This window comes from Longimicrobium sp. (assembly GCF_036399255.1).
Lineage (GTDB): Bacteria > Gemmatimonadota > Gemmatimonadetes > Longimicrobiales > Longimicrobiaceae > Longimicrobium.
The window spans coordinates 14,395-31,756 of record NZ_DASWNM010000078.1 but is presented as its reverse complement, the minus strand read 5'-3'; the positions used below and the strand labels follow the sequence as shown (position 1 = coordinate 31,756).

Here is a 17,362-nt window from a genome sequence, read left to right as displayed (position 1 = left end):
TCCGCCCGTGTCGTAGCCGCAAGGTAAGTACGGGCTGCCGCGTCTGACCTCCAGCAATCCGACAGTAGATTCCTCGGCCCTGCAACCTCTGGTGTGAAAGCAGGCTACGGCGTGGCCGGGCCTCGGAATGACAGCGCTGGTGGATCTGCCTGAATGCGCAGCGTCGGATTCTTAAACACGCTCTAAAGGCCGTTCGACCCGGTACGTACATCCCAAGTCTTCTCGCAGGCTGATGACGTTGGGGTGGGTACCGGGGATAGGGTCGTGCGACTACGATACGGATACAATCAAGCGGAGCCGGGATTTCCCGGCTCCGCTTTCCGATTCTGGCGGAAACGTCGATGAGGACGTTGCGGAAGGGTTGGAGAGCGAATCGAGCTCACCGCCTGCTGTCCACCGGCCGATCAGGCGCCGCGCCTGGCCAGCGCGCCGATCCCCGCACCCAGCGCGGCGGCGGCGAGCATCCCCCAGTGCACCGCCGCCGCCCGCCAGCCGCCGGCCCACAGCACGGGCGGAGCGTGAATGGCGACGAGCATCCCCGTCATCCCCACCCCGTAGCCGATCGTGGCGCCCCAGAACGCGCCGCGCCACGCGCCGGTCCGGCGGCGCAGGCGGTGGCCCAGCCACAGCAGCAGCGCGGGGACGATGAACAGCCCCGCCACCAGCGCCATCCGCGACTCCGTCATGCGCGGGCCCGGGGGTAGAGCCACAGCCACAGGCCGCTGACCAGCAGGATGGCGAGCGCGATGGCGGCGACGTCGCTCAGCAGCGTCCAGCCGTCGCCAAAGATCTCGCCGGAGTGCAGCTTCTCCAGGAACACGTCGTTGCGCAGGCCCACGTGCAGGATGCGCCCGCTGGCCAGGTCCACCGTCACCTCGTGCACCTCGCGGTCGTCGAAGCGCACCTTTACCAGTCCGTCGCCGGGACGCAGGTCCATGCGGTCGATCCCCGTCGCCGCCACCTCCGGCCGCACCGCGCGCTCCGCCCGCGCCGCCAGCTCGGCGACCGGCAGCGACCGCGACAGGGCGCCGGGAGATTCGTTGGGCACGTCGGGCATCAGCCCCAGCGGGCGCTTGTGGTTCAGCAGCACGCCGGTGATGCAGATGATCAGCACGATGCCGGTGGTGACCACGCCCAGCCACAGGTGCGCGTAGAACATCCACCGCGCCCAGCCGCGGGTGCCGGCTCTCGGCTTTCGGTCGGCGGGTGGAGCGGGGCGGGTGCTTGCGGAGCGCGGCATCCGGCGTGCAGGCTGGGGGGGGAACGGCCGTATACAGAATACAGGTGCGACGCTACACCACCCGCCCGCCCGCGGCAAGGCCGCCCCGGCTGGCGAGAAACGTGCTGCGCCGCCCGCGCGCCCGGCGCATTCCCGCGCCGGACGTGCCGCCGTACGTCCTCCACACCCCATCCGGACCCATGCATCCACTCCGCAGTGCACTCGTCGCGTTCGCCCTGCTCGCCGCGCCACCGCTGGCGGCGCAGGTGGAGCGCAACACGCCGCCCGAAGCCGACACCGTGCGGTACCGCGGGCTCGCCTGGCGCAACCTGGGCCCCAACCGCGGCGGGCGGTCCATCGCCGTCAGCGGCAGCACGGCCCGGCCGCTGGAGTACTACTTCGGCGCCACGGGGGGCGGGCTGTGGAAGACCACGGACGGCGGCACCACCTGGCAGCCGGTGACGGACGGCCAGCTGGGCAGCGCCAGCGTCGGCGCCGTGGAGGTGTGCCAGAGCAACCCCGACGTGCTGTACCTGGGCACCGGCGAAACGCAGCTGCGCGGCAACATCCTTCCCGGCGACGGCGCCTACAAGTCCACCGACGCGGGAAAGACGTGGACGCACGTCGGCCTGCGGGCCGGGCGCAACGTCGGCCGCATCCGCGTGCATCCCACGAACTGCGACGTGGCGTACGCGGCGGTGTTCGGCGAGTACAGCGGGCCCTCGGCCGAGCGCGGCATCTACCGCACGACGGACGGCGGGCAGACGTGGACGCAGGTGCTGAAGCGCGACGAGCGCACGGGCGGCGTGGACATCTCCATCGACCCCCAGAACCCCGACATCGTCTACGCGGCGCTGTGGGAGGCGTGGCGCAACCAGTGGGGAATGTCCAGCGGCGGGCCGGGAAGCGGACTCTTCCGCAGCAACGACGGCGGCGCCACGTGGACCGAGCTCACGCGACGGCCGGGGATGCCGCGGGAGGGGCTGGTGGGCAAGATCGGCGTGTCCGTGAGCCCTGCTGATCCGACGCGTGTCTATGCCATCGTGGAGCACGACAGCGGCGGCGTCTTCCGCAGCGACGACCGCGGCGACACCTGGGAGCGGGTGAACACCGAGCGCAAGCTGCGGCAGCGCGCCTTCTACTACACGCGCCTGCTGGCGGATCCCAGGGAAAAGGACCGCGTCTACGTGATGAACGTGGGCTTCTTTCGCAGCGACGACGGCGGAAAGACCTTTCCCACCACCATCCGCACGCCGCACGGCGACAACCACGACCTGTGGATCGCGGCGGACGACAACCAGCGGATGGTGCAGGGAAACGACGGCGGCGGCAACGTGAGCGTCAACGGCGGCAAGAGCTGGACGGACCAGGACTATCCCACCGCGCAGATCTACCGCGTGGCCCTGACCGCCCACCAGCCGGCGATGGCCTGCGGCGGGCAGCAGGACAACAGCACCGTCTGCGTCCCCATCCGCGGGTGGGAGCACCTGAACGCCGGCGGGCGCAACTTCTTCGCGGCGGGGGGATGCGAGTCCGGCTACGTGGCCCCGCATCCGCTGAACACCGACCTGTACTACGCCGGCTGCTACGGCGGCTCGCTGGACCGCTTCGACTACTCCACCGGGCAGCAGCGGCCGGTGAACGTCTGGCCCGAGAACCCCATGGGCCAGTCCGCCTCCGACCTGCGCGAGCGGGTGCAGTGGACCTTCCCCATCGTCTTCGATCCCATGGATCCGGCGACGCTGTACACCGGCACGCAGCACGTGTGGAAGACGACCAACGAAGGGCAGAGCTGGCAGCGCATCTCGCCCGACCTTACCCGCGCCGATCCCGCCACGCTGGGGCCGTCCGGCGGGCCCATCACCCGCGACCAGACGGGGGTCGAGACGTACGCCACGGTCTTCACCATCGCCCCCAGCCCCCGCGAGCGCGGGCTGATCTGGACGGGCTCGGACGATGGCAGGGCACACGTTACCCGCGACGGCGGCGGGAGCTGGGCGGACGTCACGCCGCGCGAGCTGCCGGAGCAGACCAAGATCCACACGGTGGAGGCGTCGCCGCACCGGGCCGGGACGGCGTACCTGGCGGGGAACCGCTACCTGCTGGGCGACTTTCGCCCCTACCTGTTCCGCACCGACGACTACGGGCGCACGTGGACCCGCATCGCCGGCAACCTGCCGGAAGGCGACTTTCTGCGCTCGGTGCGCGAGGATCCGGTCCGTCCCCGGATGCTCTACGCCGCCACGGAGCGGGGGATCTGGGTATCCTGGGATGACGGCGCCAGCTGGGAGTCGCTGCGGCTGAACCTGCCTGTGGTGCAGGTGTCCGACATCGCCGTGCGCGACGCGGACGTGGTGATCAGCACGCACGGGCGCTCGTTCTACGCGCTGGACGCGGGCGCGCACCTGCTGCGGCAGATGCGCGACGTTCCCGCGCAGCCGGACGCCCCCGCCCGCGCCCGTGCTTCGCAGGCGGCGCCGCGCCTGTACCAGCCGGCGGACGTCACGCGCGGAGTGGACCCCGGCGCCACCATCTACTACAGCCTCCCCGCCGCCGCGCGGCGGCTCACGGTGGAGTTCCTGGACGCGCAGGGCAACGTGATCCGCAGCTTCGCCAACGACACGCGGCCCGATTCCGTCCGCACCCCCCGGCGCGCGGAGGGCGCGGGCGGCGGCGAGGACGACGAGGGCGGCGGACGGCGGGCGCAGCGGTACGCGCCCAACCAGGCGGGGATGAACCGCTTCGGCTGGAACCTGCGCTACCCCGGGCCCACCTCGTTCCCGGGGATGATCCTGTGGGCCGCCGACACCGCCGCCGGCCCGCGGGTGGTCCCCGGCACCTACACCGTGCGGCTGACGGCCGACGGGCGGGTGGTGCGGCAGAGCTTCGCGGTGCGGATGGACCCGCGGGTGCGGGGGGTGACGCAGGCGGACCTGCAGCGCCGCTTCGACTTCGCCATGCAGATCCGCAACCGCGCCAGCGAGGCCAACGACGCGGTGCTGCTGATTCGCGGCGTTCGCCAGCAGGTGCAGGACCGGCGCGAGCGCACGCAGGACGCGGAGGTGCGGGCGGCGGCGGACTCGCTGCTGGCGCGGATCGCGACCATCGAGGAGCGGCTGTACCAGGTGCGCAACCAGAGCAACCAGGACCCGCTGAACTACCCCATCCGCCTGAACAACAAGCTGGCGGCGCTGATGGGCCACGTGGAAGACGCCGAGAGCGCGCCCACGGAGCAGTCGTACCAGGTGTTCCAGGAGCTCAGCGGCCAGCTGGACCGCGAACTCGCCGCGCTGAACGGCCTCTGGACGCAGGACCTGGACGCCCTCAACCGCCTTCTCCGTTCCAGGCGCCTGCCCCCTGTCACCCGCACGCCGCTGCGGGTGGAGGAGAACGGTGGCGGCAGCTCGGATAGCGAAGAGGAGGAGGGGGAGGAAGAGGCGAAGCGCTGGTGACCGTGCGCGCTACTGACCTCGAAAACGGCTAATCGTACAGAGGAACAGAGTCAGACAGAGGAAGCCTAAGTAGCCGCTTGGTTCTCTGTCTGACTCTGTTCCTCTGTACGATCATTCTTTTTCAGGATCTGGTGTTACTCACCCGTGGTCCGTGAAGGAGCGGGCATTTTCGGCGCCTCGCGGGGAAGCGGCGGGATGCGCGGCCGCGGCTCGCGGCGGGGCGGAGCCAGGAGCATCAACAGCGGAATCAGCAGCAGGACGGCCAGGGCGAGCAGCAGGGTCCAGCGCGCGTCCCGCCGCTCGCCGCGGCTCAGCGCGCCCGGGCGTCGCAGCTCCGCCAGCAGCGGGGCGCGGCGAACGCGCACCCACAGCATGGTGGCCTCCAGCGCCGACAGGATGAAGAGCGAGTAGAGGATGACGAACAGCGCGTCGTCCGGTGCCGACCGCGTCAGCACCGCCGCCAGTTCCGCGGCAAAGACGAGGGCCACCAGGCACAGCGGCCAGGTCCACGCCTCCACCTGAACCACCAGCGCCGCGCCAAAGCGCGATCCCTGGCTGGCCACCCGCAGCCCCCGCTGGGCGTCGGCGTTCATGGGGTCCATCCGCAGCGCCTCGCGCAGCAGCTCGCGGCTGCGCGCGCGGTCGCCCCACGCCAGCTCGATCCACCCCACCGCCGCGTGCGTCGCCGACACGTCGGGCCCCACCCGCAGCGCATAGGCAGCCGCCTCGCGCGCCTCGCGGCGGCGGAACAGGCGGCCCAGCGCCTGCGCGCGCAGCCGGGCGCAGTCCGGGTCGCCTGCGTCGGCCGCCAGCCCGTCTTCGGCCGCCCGCAGCGCCGCCCGCGTCTTGAAGCGCAGCGGCTGGTTCAGCAGCGCGGCAGAGAGGACCGCGTAGTAGCTGGACTGGTGCGGGTCCAGCCGCAGCGCCTCCTTGATCTGCCGCTCCGCCGCGCGGGGCTGCCCCAGCTCCAGGTGCACGTTGCCCAGCACCGCGTGCGGGTACGCCCAGTCCGGCGCCAGCCGCACCGCCTCGCGCCCCGCCGCCACCGCTTCGCCGCCCCGCTTCTGCTGCGCCAGCGCCCACGACAGCAACGCGTGCCCCTCGGGGTCGTCGGGGTGCAGCGACAGCCAGTGGCGCAGCTCGCGCTCGGCCAGCTCGGGCCGGTGCACCAGGATCAGCTGGCGCCCCGCCTCCAGCGACGGACCCCGCTCCGGCGAGATCACCCGCCCCGCAGGTTGACTCCCCACGAGGTGGCGACCACGCCCAGCAGCACGACGCTGAAGAGTATGCCACCCAGCGCGAGGTCCTGCGCCACCAGCACCAGCGACAGCGCCGCCATCGCGTACAGCCCCACCGTCACCATCGACATCACCCGCGTGGGCCGGCCGCGCGGGCCGCGAAAGGTGGCCGCCAGGGGGATGAGCATCGCCGCGAACATCAGCGCGCCCATCGCCACCCACCCCGCGTCCGTCACCAGCGCGGCGACCACCAGGACGATCGCCGCGGCCACGCCCGCCGCCATCCATCCCCCCGAGCGGCGCTGCTCGGGCGAAAGCACGTAGCGCCCGTCTGCGCTGGCCAGCAGCACCGCGTTGAAGACCTGCGGCGCCGTCCACGACAGCAGCACGAACGCGGCGTACGCCACCATCAGCGGCACCAGCCAGGGCGCCAGGGCGGGGTTGGCGTCCGCCGCCCCCCGCACGATGCGGTAGCCGAGCCAGCCGCCCAGGATCACCATCCACCGGGTGCGCGCGGGAAGGCGGTTCATCCACAGAAAGTACCGCAGCATCCCCGCGTACAGCGGGTTGCGCGCCTTCATGGCCTCGGCCAGCCCCTCGCGCGCCCACTCGCTCTCCGGGTCCAGCCGCAGCGCCTCGCGAAAGTGCCCCAGTGCGCCCGTGCGGTCGCCGCGGTGCAGCAGCGCCCACCCCTGGTTGGCGTGCGTGTGGGTGTTCTCGGGGTCGCGGGCCAGCGCGCCGTGCAGCGTGGCCCCCGCCTCGTCCTTGCGCCCCAGGTGCACCAGCGCCGTGGCGCGCAGGTTGGCGCCGCCGGTGTGGGTGGGGTCGATGGCCAGCGCCTGGTCGGCCGCCTCCAGCGCCTCGCGCCAGCGGCGGCGGCCCAGGTGCGCGGCCGAAAGGACCACGTAGTGATCGGGGGTGTCGGGGTCGATGCGGACGGCCTCCTCGGCCGCGCGCTGCGCCGGCTCCCACCGCTCCGCCTCCAGGTGCACCCGCGCTTCGGCGTAGTGCGGAAACGCGTCGTCCGGCGCCAGGCCGATGGCGGCGCGCGCCTCCTCCAGCGCCTCGGCGCGGCGGGGCTCCTGCTCGGCCAGCACCAGCGCCAGCAGGGCGTGGGTGTCGGCGTCGTGCGGGTCTTCGGCCAGCGCCAGGCGGTACTCGCGCTCGGCCAGGTCGTGACGGCCCTGCTGCGCCAGCAGCCAGCCGCGCTGCCGGCGCGCAAAGGTGGGGTCGCTCATCGGGTGGACGGAGGGAGGGGGGATCACGCCAGCCAGGGCTTCACGTCGTCGTACAGCCCGCCCTCGTTGGCGTACATCACGTAGTTGCGCGCCGTGGCGAACCACTCGCGGGTGCTGGGGCGCACCTCCTTTGCGGCCTGCAGCAGGTCCGCCGTGGTCACCGGCACGGGGCGGCCGGTGCGGATGGCCTCGCCCAGCTTGCGCTCGATGGCCAGGTCCACCACCGCCTTGAGGTCCGCGCCCGAGAACCCGTCGGCCTTGCGCGCCACCTTCTCGAACTCGATGCGGTCCGCCGGCTTGCCCCTGCACAGGATCTCCAGGATGGCCGTCCGCGCCGCCAGGTCCGGCGGCGGGACGAAGAGCACGCGGTCGAAGCGTCCCGGCCGGCGAAAGGCGGGGTCCAGGTGCCAGGGCGCGTTGGTGGCCGCCAGCACCAGCAGCCCGTCGTTCCCCCCGTCGATCCCGTCCATCTCGCTGAGGAACTGGTTGATGAGGGGGCGCCCCGCGCTCGTGCGAAAGTCGCTGCGGCGGCTGGCCAGCGCGTCCACCTCGTCGAAGAAAAGGACGCACGGGGCCTGTTCGCGCGCCTGCTTGAACAGGTCGGCCAGGTTGCGCTCGCTCTGGCCGATCCACATGTCCAGCACCTCGTGGATCCCCACGCTGATGAACGCCGCGTCCACCTCGCCCGCCGTGGCGCGCGCCAGGTGCGTCTTGCCGCACCCCGGGGGCCCGTACATCAAAATCCCGCCGCCGATGGGCCGGCCGTACGCCCGGTACAGCTCCGGGTGCTTGAGGGGGTGGATGATCTTCAGCCCGATCTCTTCCTTGAGCTTGTCCATCCCGCCCACGTCGGCAAAGCCGGCCCGGGGGCGCTCCACGTTCCCCGTGCCGCCCTCCGCCGGGGTGCCGCCGCCGTGCGCCGGCGCGCGCTCGGGCTCCGCCGCCGGTCCCGCGCGCACGCCGCCCAGCCGCGCCGCCAGCTCCACGTCCGCGGCGGAGGGGTCTGCCGCGACCGCCGCCTCGTACGCCTGCCGCGCGCGCACCGCCTCGCCGGTTTCCAGGAGCAGCCGGGCCAGCAGCAGCTGCACCGTCGGGCCGCCCCGCCCCGCGCGCGCCTCTTCCTCCAGCACCACCAGCGCGGCGGAAAGCTTCTGCTGCGCGCGAAAGGCATGCACCAGCCCCAGCCGGGCGGATGCGTCCTCGGGGTCCAGGCGCAGCGTGGCGCGGAACTCCGCCTCGGCTTCCTCTGCCTGGCCCGCCTGCAGCAGGGCGTCGCCCAGCAGGCGCCGGAGCGCGGCGTCGTCCGGGGCAATGCGCACGGCCTCGCGAAGCGCGCGCAGCCGGTCGGAAGGTTCGGGCATGGGATGTTTTCGGGTTGCGGGAACGGGCGGGGAGCGAGAATTAACCGACTTCCGCGCATCCGGTCAAGACGAACGTGCCTGCATCCTGCTATCGGGTGAGCGCGATGATCTCGTCCGTGCTCATCCGCACCGTGCCACGACCGCGCATGTGCTCGATCAGCGCACGTCCGCGAAGATCGTCTCGCTTGCTCACCTTTCGTAGCACGGCCTCGCTTCCCCGCACTTCCCACTCGACCTCCGTGCCCGGGAGAAGTCCCAGTTGCTCGCGAATCTCTCGCGGGATCGTCACCTGTCCCCTGTTGTTGATCCTCAAGTCGGAGCCTCCTCGTGGTGGTTTCATCCGGCTGCATGATACCCTCTGGCGGAGATGACCGCCTGTGGTTCGCGTGATGCGGACGCGCAGGTGCATCAGACGCCGCACACGCCCGGGCCGCCGAGTCCGCGCAGGCGGACTTTGTGCTGTTGTAGCGGCGAATTCATTTCATTCGCTCCCGTGGGCGGACTGCACCACACCTCGAGGATCTTACACATGATGGGATCGAGATTGGCATCCGCAGCATCGCTGGTGCTGCTCGCAGTCGCAGGATGCGGCGGGATCGGCTCCGGTGCCCGCGTGTCCGCGGCGGCCGGCGCGGACGCCTCGCAGGCGGCGATGGCGGCGGAGGCGGCGATCACGGGGGAGGGGCTGCTGCGCGACATCCGCGAGCTGTCGTCGGACCGGTTCCTGGGCCGCGCCGTCGCCACGCCGGGTGAGGATTCGACGATCTCCTACCTGAGCCGGCGCTTCCGCGAGATGGGGCTGCAGCCGGGGATGCCGGACGGCGGCTACCTGCAGCGCGTTCCCCTGGTCGCCACCACGTCGCGGGTGGAGGCGCGCGTGCAGGCCGGCGGCACGGCCCTCCCCTGGCGCCAGCTGGAGGAGATGGTGGCGTGGTCCCACCGCCCCGACACGCTGGTGACGGTGGATCCGTCCGGGATCGTCTTCGTGGGCTACGGCGTGGTGGCGCCGGAGCTGGGATGGGACGACTTCAAGGGCGTGGACGTACGCGGGAAGATCGTCGTCATGCTGATCGGCGATCCGCCCGTCCCCGATCCGGCGGATACGACGCGGCTGGACCCCGCCGTCTTCCGCGGCCCGGCGATGACGTACTACGGGCGGTGGACGTACAAGTTCGACGTCGCCGCGCAGCGCGGGGCGGCGGCCGTGCTGCTGGTGCACCAGACCGGGCCCGCCGGCTACCCGTGGAGCGTGGTGCAGAGCAACGTCCGCGAGCGCTTCGAGGTGGAGGGCGGCCCGCCGCACGCGCCGGTGGAGGGGTGGATTCAGCTGGACGCCGCGCGCGCCCTGTTCGCGGCCGGCGGCCGCGACTTCGCCGCGCTGGAGCGGGCGGCGCGCACCCGCGAGTTCCGCCCCGTCGCGCTGGGCGGCGCCGCGGGCTTCCGCGTGCACAACACCGTCCGCCGCGTCACGTCGCACAACGTGGTGGCGCGCATCGACGGCTCCGACCCCGCGGTGCGCGACGAGGCGGTGCTCTTTACCTCGCACTGGGACAGCTTCGGCGTGGGGCGGCCCATCGGCGGCGACTCCATCTACAACGGCGCGCTGGACGACGCGTCGGGCGTTGCGTGGATGCTGTCCGTGGCCGGCGCGTACCGGGCGCTGCGCCCCGCGCCGCGCCGCACGCTGGTCTTCGTCTCGTTCACCGCGGAAGAGGCGGGGCTGCTGGGGGCCCGCTGGTACGCCACGCATCCCGTCATCCCCCTGGAGCGGACGCTGGCCGACCTCAACATGGATGCGATGAACCCGTGGGGGCGCACGCGGTCCATCGTAAGCCTGGGCCACGGGCAGAGCTCGCTGGAGGACCTGCTGGCGCGCCACGCCGCGCGCCAGGGGCGCCGCGTGGTCCCCGATCCGGAGCCCGAGAAGGGCTACTTCTACCGCGCCGACCACCTGGAGCTGGCGCGCGGCGGCGTTCCGGCGCTCTCGTTCCTGTTTCCCGGCACGGACTACGTGAACCCGGACCCCGGCTACGGCGAGCGCGTGCGCGCCGCGTACATCGCCAACGACTACCACAAGCCCAGCGACGAGGTGAAGCCCGACTGGGACATGGCCGGCATCGTGGACGACACGCGCCTGCTCTTCGGCGTGGGGCTTGAGGTGGCCAACGGCGACGTGTGGCCCACCTGGAGCCCCACCTCCGAGTTCTCCGCCCGCCGCCAGCGGACCGGTGAGCGCTAATTCGGGTAGGCATTGTGGCGCACGAAGATCTTGTTCAAATTAGTACAGATCTACATCAGCTGAGGATTTTCGATGACGAGCAGAAGTGAGGCACCTGCGGACATGGAAGCCAACGCGCAGGGGAGAGGCCGCCAGAACCTAGCGTTTGATCTGGTTTCCTCCGATCCAGCTGTGCGACGCCAAGCCGAAGAACGCCTTCCCGAGTTTCTCAGCAAAGGGTTCCAGACGGCGTTTGCAATGCTCGGCAATCGTGAGGACGCCGAGGATGCAGTGACTGACGCGTTATCAAGATGGCTTAGTAACCCGGGTAGCTACGGGCGAAGCGCTAGGGCTAGTGAACTTACTTGGTTTAATTTTGTTGTGCATCACACTGCGAGAGGATACCTGCGACAGCGCTATCACAAACGTGTCGAACACCTTCAAGAATCGTCTAGGTCGATTCTGAATGAACTAAAAGTTCTAGAGGAAGTAGAACGCCTATATACTGCGATCTGTGCTTTGCCAGAGCCGCATCGACGGGTGCTGAGGGTGTATTTGGATTGGGATGATGCCCCTGAGCCCTCGCGTATTGCTCCAAGGTTAGGATCAGTGCTCGGCGTTCCGAATAGCGCGGCAAAGGCTGAAATTTCCGTTGCGCTCTCGGCTCTCCCTCGCGAGATGGGCCTTCCGGTGCAGGCGCCGATCCAACGCGACGAAACTTCTGTCGAGAGTCGGCCCATTGACATGCTTACTGCTGAATTTGATGCATTACTCGAGCGCATGCAGGGACCCGGTACGGAAGAAGCAATGCTGAAAGCGTACAGGTCTTCACCCGCTGAGCTGGGGCGAGCGGCAGTGGCGGCTGCCCGGCCAGAGGTCAGGTGACGGACGGGCAGACACCTTCGATCTTCGTTCTCGCCGGGACCAACGGCGCAGGAAAGAGCAGCGTTGCCGGTGCAGCGTTCCGGGCGGCGGGTGTCGATTACTTCAACCCCGACGAAACTACACGCAGAATCCTCGAAACTCAGCCGCAACTCGGGTTAGCCGAAGCGAACAGCCGTGCATGGCTGGTGGGAAAGGGCCTGCTCGAACGGGCAATCGAATCACGCTTACGATTCGCGTTTGAGACCACTCTGGGCGGGAACACCATTCCTGCTCTGCTGGAGCGGGCTCACGATGCTGGACTCCCAGTTCGCATCTGGTTCGTGGGCTTGGCGAGCCCGGAACTCCACCTTGCTCGTGTTAAAGCTCGCGTCGCAAAAGGTGGACATGACATTCCCGAGGCCAAGATCCGCGAGCGCTACGATCGAAGTAGGCTGAACTTGATCAGCCTGCTACCAAAGCTGACGGAGCTGTCGATCTTCGACAACAGCGCGGAGGCAGATCCTGCAACGGGCGTCGCCCCGAGTCCGCGATTGATCCTGCACGCGTGTGACGGGGCGATCAGGGAAACGTGTGACCTGAACACCGTCCCCGGTTGGGCAAAGCCGCTGCTGGTAGAGGCGCTCCGTCAGTATTCCCACTGAATCTGATCACGAACGAACCTTTCTGCTCGATACAAACGGAAACGTGAGGGCGCAGAGAATTGCCTCTCTGCGCCCTCACCCGTCCAGCCCGCGTCGGTTCAGAAACGGGCGCTCAGGATCAAATCCGAGTTACGCCCGGATCAGCGCGTGCCGAGGGCCTGGCGCGCCTGGTCCAGCGCGGCGGCGGCGGCGGCGAAGCGCGCGGCGAGGTCCGCCACCTCGCGCTCCGTCAGCGGCTGGTCCTCGGCGCGGATCGCCTCGACCACGGAGGGAAAGACGACGTTGGAGTAGCCGTTGTTCTCGTCCGCGGCGTAGATCAGGCCGCGGAACCAGGGGCGCGTGCGCAGCCCCTCGGGCCGGGTGAGCGCGCGCTCCACCCCCATCAGCGCCGCGTTGGTGCGCGCGAGCACCGCGGCGGCCGGCGCGCCCGCCGCCAGCCGCGCATCCCGCGCCTGCGCGAACGCCGCGGCCGAGGCCTCCATCCGCCCGATGGCGTCGGCCAGCGGCGCCATCGACACCGTCCACCCCCGAGCCCCCGCGGCGGCCTCCATCTGCGGCACGTAGCGCCGCATGGTGCGCGCGAACTCCACGTAGTCGTACGGCAGCACGTCGGCGTTGGCCAGGCGCAGCAGCAGCCCCGCGCCCAGCGACGCGGCCGCCGCGTGCCGCACGAAGCCCGGGTCGCCAAAGCGGCTCATCCACGCAAAGTCGTCGTACTGCGAGTGGTACACGCCGTAGTTGCCGCCAAAGCCCCAGTCCAGGTGCGGAATGCCCAGGTGGTTGTAGAACCCGGCGAAGTCCGATCCGCCGCCCGGATCGCCCATCTCCGGCTCCAGCGAGTCGGCCATGGCCTCGCTGCGCCGCCATTCCTGGTAGATGCTCCCCGTGCCGCCGGGGTGCGGAACGGCGCGCGCCACGTCGCGCAGCGTGGCCCGCAGCGACGGCGACCCGCCGCCGCCGAAGACCGGCCCCAGGGCGCTGACGTCCTGGTTCAGGTACGCCACCCCGCCCCGCCACAGCCGGGCGCTGTCGTCCTCCACGTACTCCGTGCTGCCGATGAGCCCCCACTCCTCGGCGTCCCAGGTGGCAAAGACCACGGTGCGGCGGGGGCGCTGCCCGGCGCGCGCCTGCTCGGCCAGCGCGCGGGCGGCCTCGAGCACGCTGGCGGTGCCGCTGACGTTGTCCGCCGTCCCCGGCCCCCACGCGTCGCGGTGCGCGCCGATCATCACGATCTCGTCCGGGAACTCGCTGCCGGTGAGGGTGCCGAAGGTGTTGTGGATCTCCTTCCATCCGCCGCCCGTCTCGGCGTCCGTCGTCACCAGCAGCCGCGCGGTCACGGGGCCGGGGCCCACGTGGTAGCGGAACGGAAGGCCGCCCTGCCACTCCTGCGGCACGTCCGTCCCGCGGATGCCGCGCAGCAGCTCCGCCGCGTCGCCGTACGACATGGGGACCACGGGGATGCGGGGGACCACCATCTGGTCGGCGGGGAGGTGGCGCGCACCGGCGTGGCTGGCCCAGCCGGGGGTGGCGGGGTCGCCGTTGCCGTTCATCACGCTGCCGCGCTGCACGGCGCCCTCCGGCCGCATGGGGCCCTCGGGATACACGTCCTCGACCACGTACCCGTCGTCGCGCGGGTCGCTGTAGATGATGAGGCCCACCGCGCCGTTCCGCTCGGCCTCGCGCGCCTTGATGCCCCGGTACGACCGCCCGTAGCGCGCGATGGCGATCCTGCCGCGCACGCTGACGCCCAGCGAGTCCAGCCGCCGGTAGTCCTCGATGAGGCCGTAGTTGACGTAGACCACCTCCGCGGTCACGTCGCCCGCGGCGGAGTAGCCGTTGACGGTGGGATACTGCGCCAGCGCCGACGCCGGGTCGCCGGGGATGGCGGGCTCGGGCAGGCTCAGCTCCACCGGGTCGGGCGAAACGCGCCAGGCGCGGACCGAGGTGGCGTGGGGAAGCCAGACGCGGTAGGTGCGCACCTCCGTCTGCAGCCCCATCGCGCGCATCTGCTCGATCACGTAGTCGGCCGTGCGGCGCTGCGCCGGGGTGCCGGCCACGTGCGTCTCGGCCGAGAGCACGCGCGAGTGCTGCTCGGAGCGCGGGCCGCTGGGCACCCGGATGGCGGCGGCCTCGGCGGCGCGCTCGCGCTCGGCGGCGGACGGCGAGTAGCCCGGCATGGGCTGCTGCGCGGCGAGCGCGGCCGGCAGCAGCAGCGAAACGAGGAGGATGCGTCGGAGCACGGTGGCCTGCCCGGTGGAGGAATTCGGGTTTGCGCGGAAGGCGCAAACTACGCCGCCGCGCCCGCCGCGCAAACTGGCACCGCCGCCGGCCCCATTCATTCGGGCAAACACAAACGCTCCGCATCCCCAAAGGACGTGGAGCGCTCCGGATCCGACGCAGATGTGTTCACGGCGGCGGGAACGTGCCGGTCGCGATGGACGGCGGCGGGTTACGCGGCCGATTTGTCACGCGGGCTCTGCTGGTGCCGGCTGATCAAGCGGTCGGCGTACTGCTTCTGGTATTCCATGTACCATGCGATGACCTTGGCCGGATCATGGTCGCACTTCGCGAAGATGCGCTGGCGCGCTTCATCCAGCTCCTCCAGAAGCGGATCGTTCTGCACAGGGGCATCCATTGTTTTTTGTTTTTCTCAGTAAGACCCAGGCCGACATTCGTCTCGCCCGCACGAGAGCAGACCCGCTAGGCCGCAGATTTTCCGGGGCGACTAACCTTCTGATGGTTCACGAGGCGATCCCCAAACTGCTTCTGGTATTCGAGGTACGATTCCAGAACCTTGTCGGGATCGTTGCCGCACTCTTCCAGGATGCGCTGCCGTGCCTCATCCACCTCATCGAGGAGCGGATCTCCGGTCTTAGGTCTGCTCATTGGATTCTCCGGCCAGATGCTGCGGGGACGTGATCACCGGGACTTGAAGTCCCAGTTCCGTGTTGACCCTCCGGATCTGATTGAATTTGTTATGATTTGCCAGATGGCGGAAGTTCCACGTGACGAGTGCCCAGCATTCGTGGTGCGAAGCCAACGCAAGATGCAGCGCGTCTTCGAACGGGTTCGCCGGCATGATCTTCCGCTCCACGTACACTTTCGCCGTCTGGATGGCTTCCGGCGTAATTTCCAGCAGCGGCAGCCGGAGAACGAGGGCGAGCCGCGCTGGAACGTGCGCCGAAGTACCCCTCGCAAGCTCCAGGAACACCGCGGGGCTGCTTACCAGATCGTAATTTCGCATCGCCTTGCTCCACCACTCGCGTGTCTGATCGCGCCGCTCGACCATCTCCGGGGCGGACCGGCTGGTGTAGTAGGCGCTGGGGATGGTGGTCTCGACGTAGATCCGTTGTCTTGGCATCCCGCAAGATAATCACCACCGTCCAGAGTGGAAGGTTGCGTGCGAAGTGCGCCAGCAGCGGCACGGATGAGAATGGAGCGCGGTGGAAGGAGGCGGCGGGAGTCCAGCGCTTCGCGACCCTTTTGCGCGAAGTGGTGTATGGAGGCCTGATGAACCGGACGGCGGGACTCCCGCAAGGGGCCGCCGTCCTCCTTTTTGCCGTGAAAAACGCATTTCGCGGCCCGCCAGTATCCCAGAGAATGTCCTTCGAACCGCTCGGGCTTACGCCCGCCCTGCTCCGCGCCGTCACGGAGCTCGGATACACTCGCGCCACGCCCATCCAGGAACAGTCCATCCCGCACGCGCTCAAGGGCGCGGACGTGATGGCCTGCGCCATGACGGGCAGCGGCAAGACGGCCGCGTTCGCGCTTCCCATCCTGCAGCGCCTGGCCGCCAAGCCCCGGGGCACCACCCGCGCGCTGGTGCTGAGCCCCACGCGCGAGCTGGCGGCGCAGATCCACGAGCAGTTCGTGGCGCTGGGCAGGCACACGGGCGTCCGCGCGGCGCCGGTGTTCGGCGGCGTGGGGATGAAGCCGCAGGAGCAGGCGTTCCGCGACGGGGTCGACGTCATCATCGCCACGCCGGGACGGCTGCTGGACCACCTGCAGTACGGCTACGCCCGCCTGGACCAGGTGGAGGTGCTGGTGCTGGACGAGGCAGACCGCATGCTGGACATGGGCTTCCTCCCCGACATCCGCCGGGTGCTGAAGCACGTGCCGGCCAAGCGCCAGACGCTGTTCTTCAGCGCCACCATGCCGGCGCCCATCGCGGTGCTCGCGCGCGAGATGCTGGTGAACCCGGCGTCGGTCGACCTGCAGCGCGTGGCCAAGCCGGCCACGGGCGTAAAGCAGGCGCTGTACCCGGTTTCGGAAGAGCTCAAGGCGCCGCTGTTCCTGGAGCTGATCAAGCGCGGCGAGGTGGGCAGCGTGATCGTGTTCTGCCGCACCAAGCACCGCTCCAACCGCCTGGCCGACTTCCTGGACAAGAACGGCGTGCCCAACGCCCGCATCCACGGAAACCGCAGCCAGACGGCGCGCACCGACGCGCTGGCCGGCTTCAAGAGCGGCCGCTACCGCGTGCTGGTGGCCACCGACATCGTGGCCCGCGGCATCGACGTGGAGGCGCTGGAGCACGTGGTGAACTTCGACGTGCCGCACGTGCCCGAGGACTACATCCACCGCGTGGGCCGCACCGCCCGCGCCGAGGCCACGGGCGACGCGTACACCTTCGTCTCGCCGGACGAGGAGCGTGACCTGGCCGCCATCGAGCGCGCCATCGGCAAGAAGCTGCCGCGCATCACGGTGGAGGGCTTCGACTACCGCGCCCGGCCGGCGGAGCGCTTCGAAGTGCCGATCGCCGAGCGCATCGCCGAAATCCGCAAGCGCAAGGCGGAGGAGCGCGCCCGCGCCAAGGAAAAGGCCGAGCGCAAGGCGTCGCGCGAGGCCGAGGAAGCATCGCGTGGACGCAGCCGCGGCGCGGCCCCGGCGCGTGGCGCATCCCCGCGCGGCGACGACCGCCGCCCCCGCACGGACGCGGGACGCCCGCAGCCGCAGGGTGACGGCGGGCGCGAGATGGCCGGCGTGGGCGGACGCTCCGGCGGCTCCGGAAGCTCCGGCGGCGGCCGCAACCGCAGCCGCGGTGGAGGCGGCGGTGGTGGCGGCGCGCCGCGCGGCTCCTGAGCCCGGCCGCATCCGCTCGTCGGATGGATGA

General features: G+C 70.5%; 16 protein-coding genes. 5 read left to right on the top strand and 11 right to left on the bottom strand.

Annotated elements, in window-relative coordinates:
• Positions 1-404 precede the first annotated feature (404 nt).
• Genes VGC13_RS13410 through VGC13_RS13400 form a run of 3 tightly spaced genes read right to left on the bottom strand, consistent with a single transcriptional unit; the run spans position 405 to position 1,421 of the window.
• Positions 405-686 carry a hypothetical protein gene (locus VGC13_RS13410; RefSeq protein ID WP_331125764.1) on the bottom strand — a complete coding sequence of 94 codons (282 nt, stop codon included), beginning with the start codon at positions 684-686 and terminating at the stop codon, positions 405-407.
• Positions 683-1,240, bottom strand: a complete 558-nt coding sequence (locus VGC13_RS13405; RefSeq protein WP_331125763.1) for a PepSY-associated TM helix domain-containing protein — start codon at positions 1,238-1,240, stop codon at positions 683-685. The genes VGC13_RS13410 and VGC13_RS13405 overlap by 4 nt, the downstream gene beginning before the upstream one ends.
• A 52-nt stretch (positions 1,241-1,292) precedes the next feature.
• Positions 1,293-1,421 (bottom strand): hypothetical protein, encoded by a 129-nt coding sequence (locus VGC13_RS13400; protein ID WP_331125762.1) that lies wholly within the window; start codon positions 1,419-1,421, stop codon positions 1,293-1,295.
• Between VGC13_RS13400 and VGC13_RS13395 the strand changes: the two genes are divergently transcribed.
• Positions 1,420-4,671 (top strand): WD40/YVTN/BNR-like repeat-containing protein, encoded by a 3,252-nt coding sequence (locus VGC13_RS13395; protein WP_331125761.1) that lies wholly within the window; start codon positions 1,420-1,422, stop codon positions 4,669-4,671. The two genes, VGC13_RS13400 and VGC13_RS13395, sit on opposite strands and share 2 nt — an antisense overlap.
• A gap of 134 nt (positions 4,672-4,805) precedes the next feature.
• Here VGC13_RS13395 and VGC13_RS13390 read toward each other — a convergent pair whose 3' ends face one another.
• From VGC13_RS13390 to VGC13_RS13375, 4 genes are all read right to left on the bottom strand, one after another.
• The gene (locus tag VGC13_RS13390) at positions 4,806-5,894 is read right to left on the bottom strand and encodes a hypothetical protein (RefSeq protein WP_331125760.1); all 1,089 of its coding nucleotides are present in this window, start codon (positions 5,892-5,894) and stop codon (positions 4,806-4,808) included.
• Complete coding sequence (locus tag VGC13_RS13385; RefSeq protein WP_331125759.1) at positions 5,891-7,147, bottom strand: tetratricopeptide repeat protein; 1,257 nt, start codon at positions 7,145-7,147, stop codon at positions 5,891-5,893. The genes VGC13_RS13390 and VGC13_RS13385 overlap by 4 nt, the downstream gene beginning before the upstream one ends.
• Positions 7,148-7,170: 23 nt before the next feature.
• The gene (locus tag VGC13_RS13380; RefSeq protein WP_331125758.1) at positions 7,171-8,508 is read right to left on the bottom strand and encodes an ATP-binding protein; all 1,338 of its coding nucleotides are present in this window, start codon (positions 8,506-8,508) and stop codon (positions 7,171-7,173) included.
• Between the two features lie 88 nt (positions 8,509-8,596).
• A complete protein-coding gene (locus VGC13_RS13375; protein ID WP_331125757.1) occupies positions 8,597-8,821 on the bottom strand; it encodes an AbrB/MazE/SpoVT family DNA-binding domain-containing protein in 225 nt (74 codons plus the stop codon).
• Positions 8,822-9,052: 231 nt separating this feature from the next.
• Here VGC13_RS13375 and VGC13_RS13370 point away from each other — a divergent pair, with 231 nt between their 5' ends.
• The 3 genes from VGC13_RS13370 to VGC13_RS13360 all read left to right on the top strand — a co-directional run bounded on the left by VGC13_RS13370 (position 9,053) and on the right by VGC13_RS13360 (position 12,252).
• Entirely contained in the window at positions 9,053-10,747 is a 1,695-nt protein-coding gene (locus VGC13_RS13370) for a M28 family peptidase (RefSeq protein WP_331125756.1), read from the top strand.
• A 102-nt stretch (positions 10,748-10,849) separates the two neighbouring features.
• The gene (locus tag VGC13_RS13365; protein WP_331125755.1) at positions 10,850-11,611 is read left to right on the top strand and encodes a hypothetical protein; all 762 of its coding nucleotides are present in this window, start codon (positions 10,850-10,852) and stop codon (positions 11,609-11,611) included.
• Positions 11,608-12,252, top strand: coding sequence for a zeta toxin family protein (locus tag VGC13_RS13360; RefSeq protein WP_331125754.1), 645 nt, complete (start codon positions 11,608-11,610; stop codon positions 12,250-12,252). Before VGC13_RS13365 ends, VGC13_RS13360 begins: the two co-directional genes overlap by 4 nt.
• Positions 12,253-12,392: 140 nt before the next feature.
• Here VGC13_RS13360 and VGC13_RS13355 read toward each other — a convergent pair whose 3' ends face one another.
• The 4 genes from VGC13_RS13355 to VGC13_RS13340 form a co-directional block, all read right to left on the bottom strand.
• Positions 12,393-14,492: a M20/M25/M40 family metallo-hydrolase gene (locus VGC13_RS13355; RefSeq protein ID WP_331125753.1), complete on the bottom strand. Its 2,100-nt coding sequence runs from the start codon at positions 14,490-14,492 to the stop codon at positions 12,393-12,395.
• A 209-nt stretch (positions 14,493-14,701) separates the two neighbouring features.
• The gene (locus VGC13_RS13350; RefSeq protein WP_331125752.1) at positions 14,702-14,875 is read right to left on the bottom strand and encodes a hypothetical protein; all 174 of its coding nucleotides are present in this window, start codon (positions 14,873-14,875) and stop codon (positions 14,702-14,704) included.
• A gap of 77 nt (positions 14,876-14,952) precedes the next feature.
• Entirely contained in the window at positions 14,953-15,138 is a 186-nt protein-coding gene (locus tag VGC13_RS13345; protein WP_331125751.1) for a hypothetical protein, read from the bottom strand.
• Positions 15,125-15,613, bottom strand: a complete 489-nt coding sequence (locus tag VGC13_RS13340) for a PIN domain-containing protein (protein WP_331125750.1) — start codon at positions 15,611-15,613, stop codon at positions 15,125-15,127. The genes VGC13_RS13345 and VGC13_RS13340 overlap by 14 nt, the downstream gene beginning before the upstream one ends.
• Before the next feature lie 239 nt (positions 15,614-15,852).
• Here VGC13_RS13340 and VGC13_RS13335 point away from each other — a divergent pair, with 239 nt between their 5' ends.
• Positions 15,853-17,331, top strand: a complete 1,479-nt coding sequence (locus VGC13_RS13335; protein ID WP_331125749.1) for a DEAD/DEAH box helicase — start codon at positions 15,853-15,855, stop codon at positions 17,329-17,331.
• Positions 17,332-17,362: the final 31 nt, after the last annotated feature.

Bases quoted from the DNA above. Each gene is read 5' to 3' on its own strand.
- VGC13_RS13410 (WP_331125764.1), bottom strand. From the start codon at position 686: ATGACGGAGTCGCGGATGGCGCTGGTGGCGGGGCTGTTCATCGTCCCC.
- VGC13_RS13405 (WP_331125763.1), bottom strand. From the start codon at position 1,240: ATGCCGCGCTCCGCAAGCACCCGCCCCGCTCCACCCGCCGACCGAAAG.
- VGC13_RS13395 (WP_331125761.1), top strand. From the start codon at position 1,420: ATGCATCCACTCCGCAGTGCACTCGTCGCGTTCGCCCTGCTCGCCGCG.
- VGC13_RS13400 (WP_331125762.1), bottom strand. From the start codon at position 1,421: ATGGGTCCGGATGGGGTGTGGAGGACGTACGGCGGCACGTCCGGCGCG.
- VGC13_RS13385 (WP_331125759.1), bottom strand. From the start codon at position 7,147: ATGAGCGACCCCACCTTTGCGCGCCGGCAGCGCGGCTGGCTGCTGGCG.
- VGC13_RS13380 (WP_331125758.1), bottom strand. From the start codon at position 8,508: ATGCCCGAACCTTCCGACCGGCTGCGCGCGCTTCGCGAGGCCGTGCGC.
- VGC13_RS13365 (WP_331125755.1), top strand. From the start codon at position 10,850: ATGGAAGCCAACGCGCAGGGGAGAGGCCGCCAGAACCTAGCGTTTGAT.
- VGC13_RS13345 (WP_331125751.1), bottom strand. From the start codon at position 15,138: ATGAGCAGACCTAAGACCGGAGATCCGCTCCTCGATGAGGTGGATGAG.
- VGC13_RS13340 (WP_331125750.1), bottom strand. From the start codon at position 15,613: ATGCCAAGACAACGGATCTACGTCGAGACCACCATCCCCAGCGCCTAC.
- VGC13_RS13335 (WP_331125749.1), top strand. From the start codon at position 15,853: ATGTCCTTCGAACCGCTCGGGCTTACGCCCGCCCTGCTCCGCGCCGTC.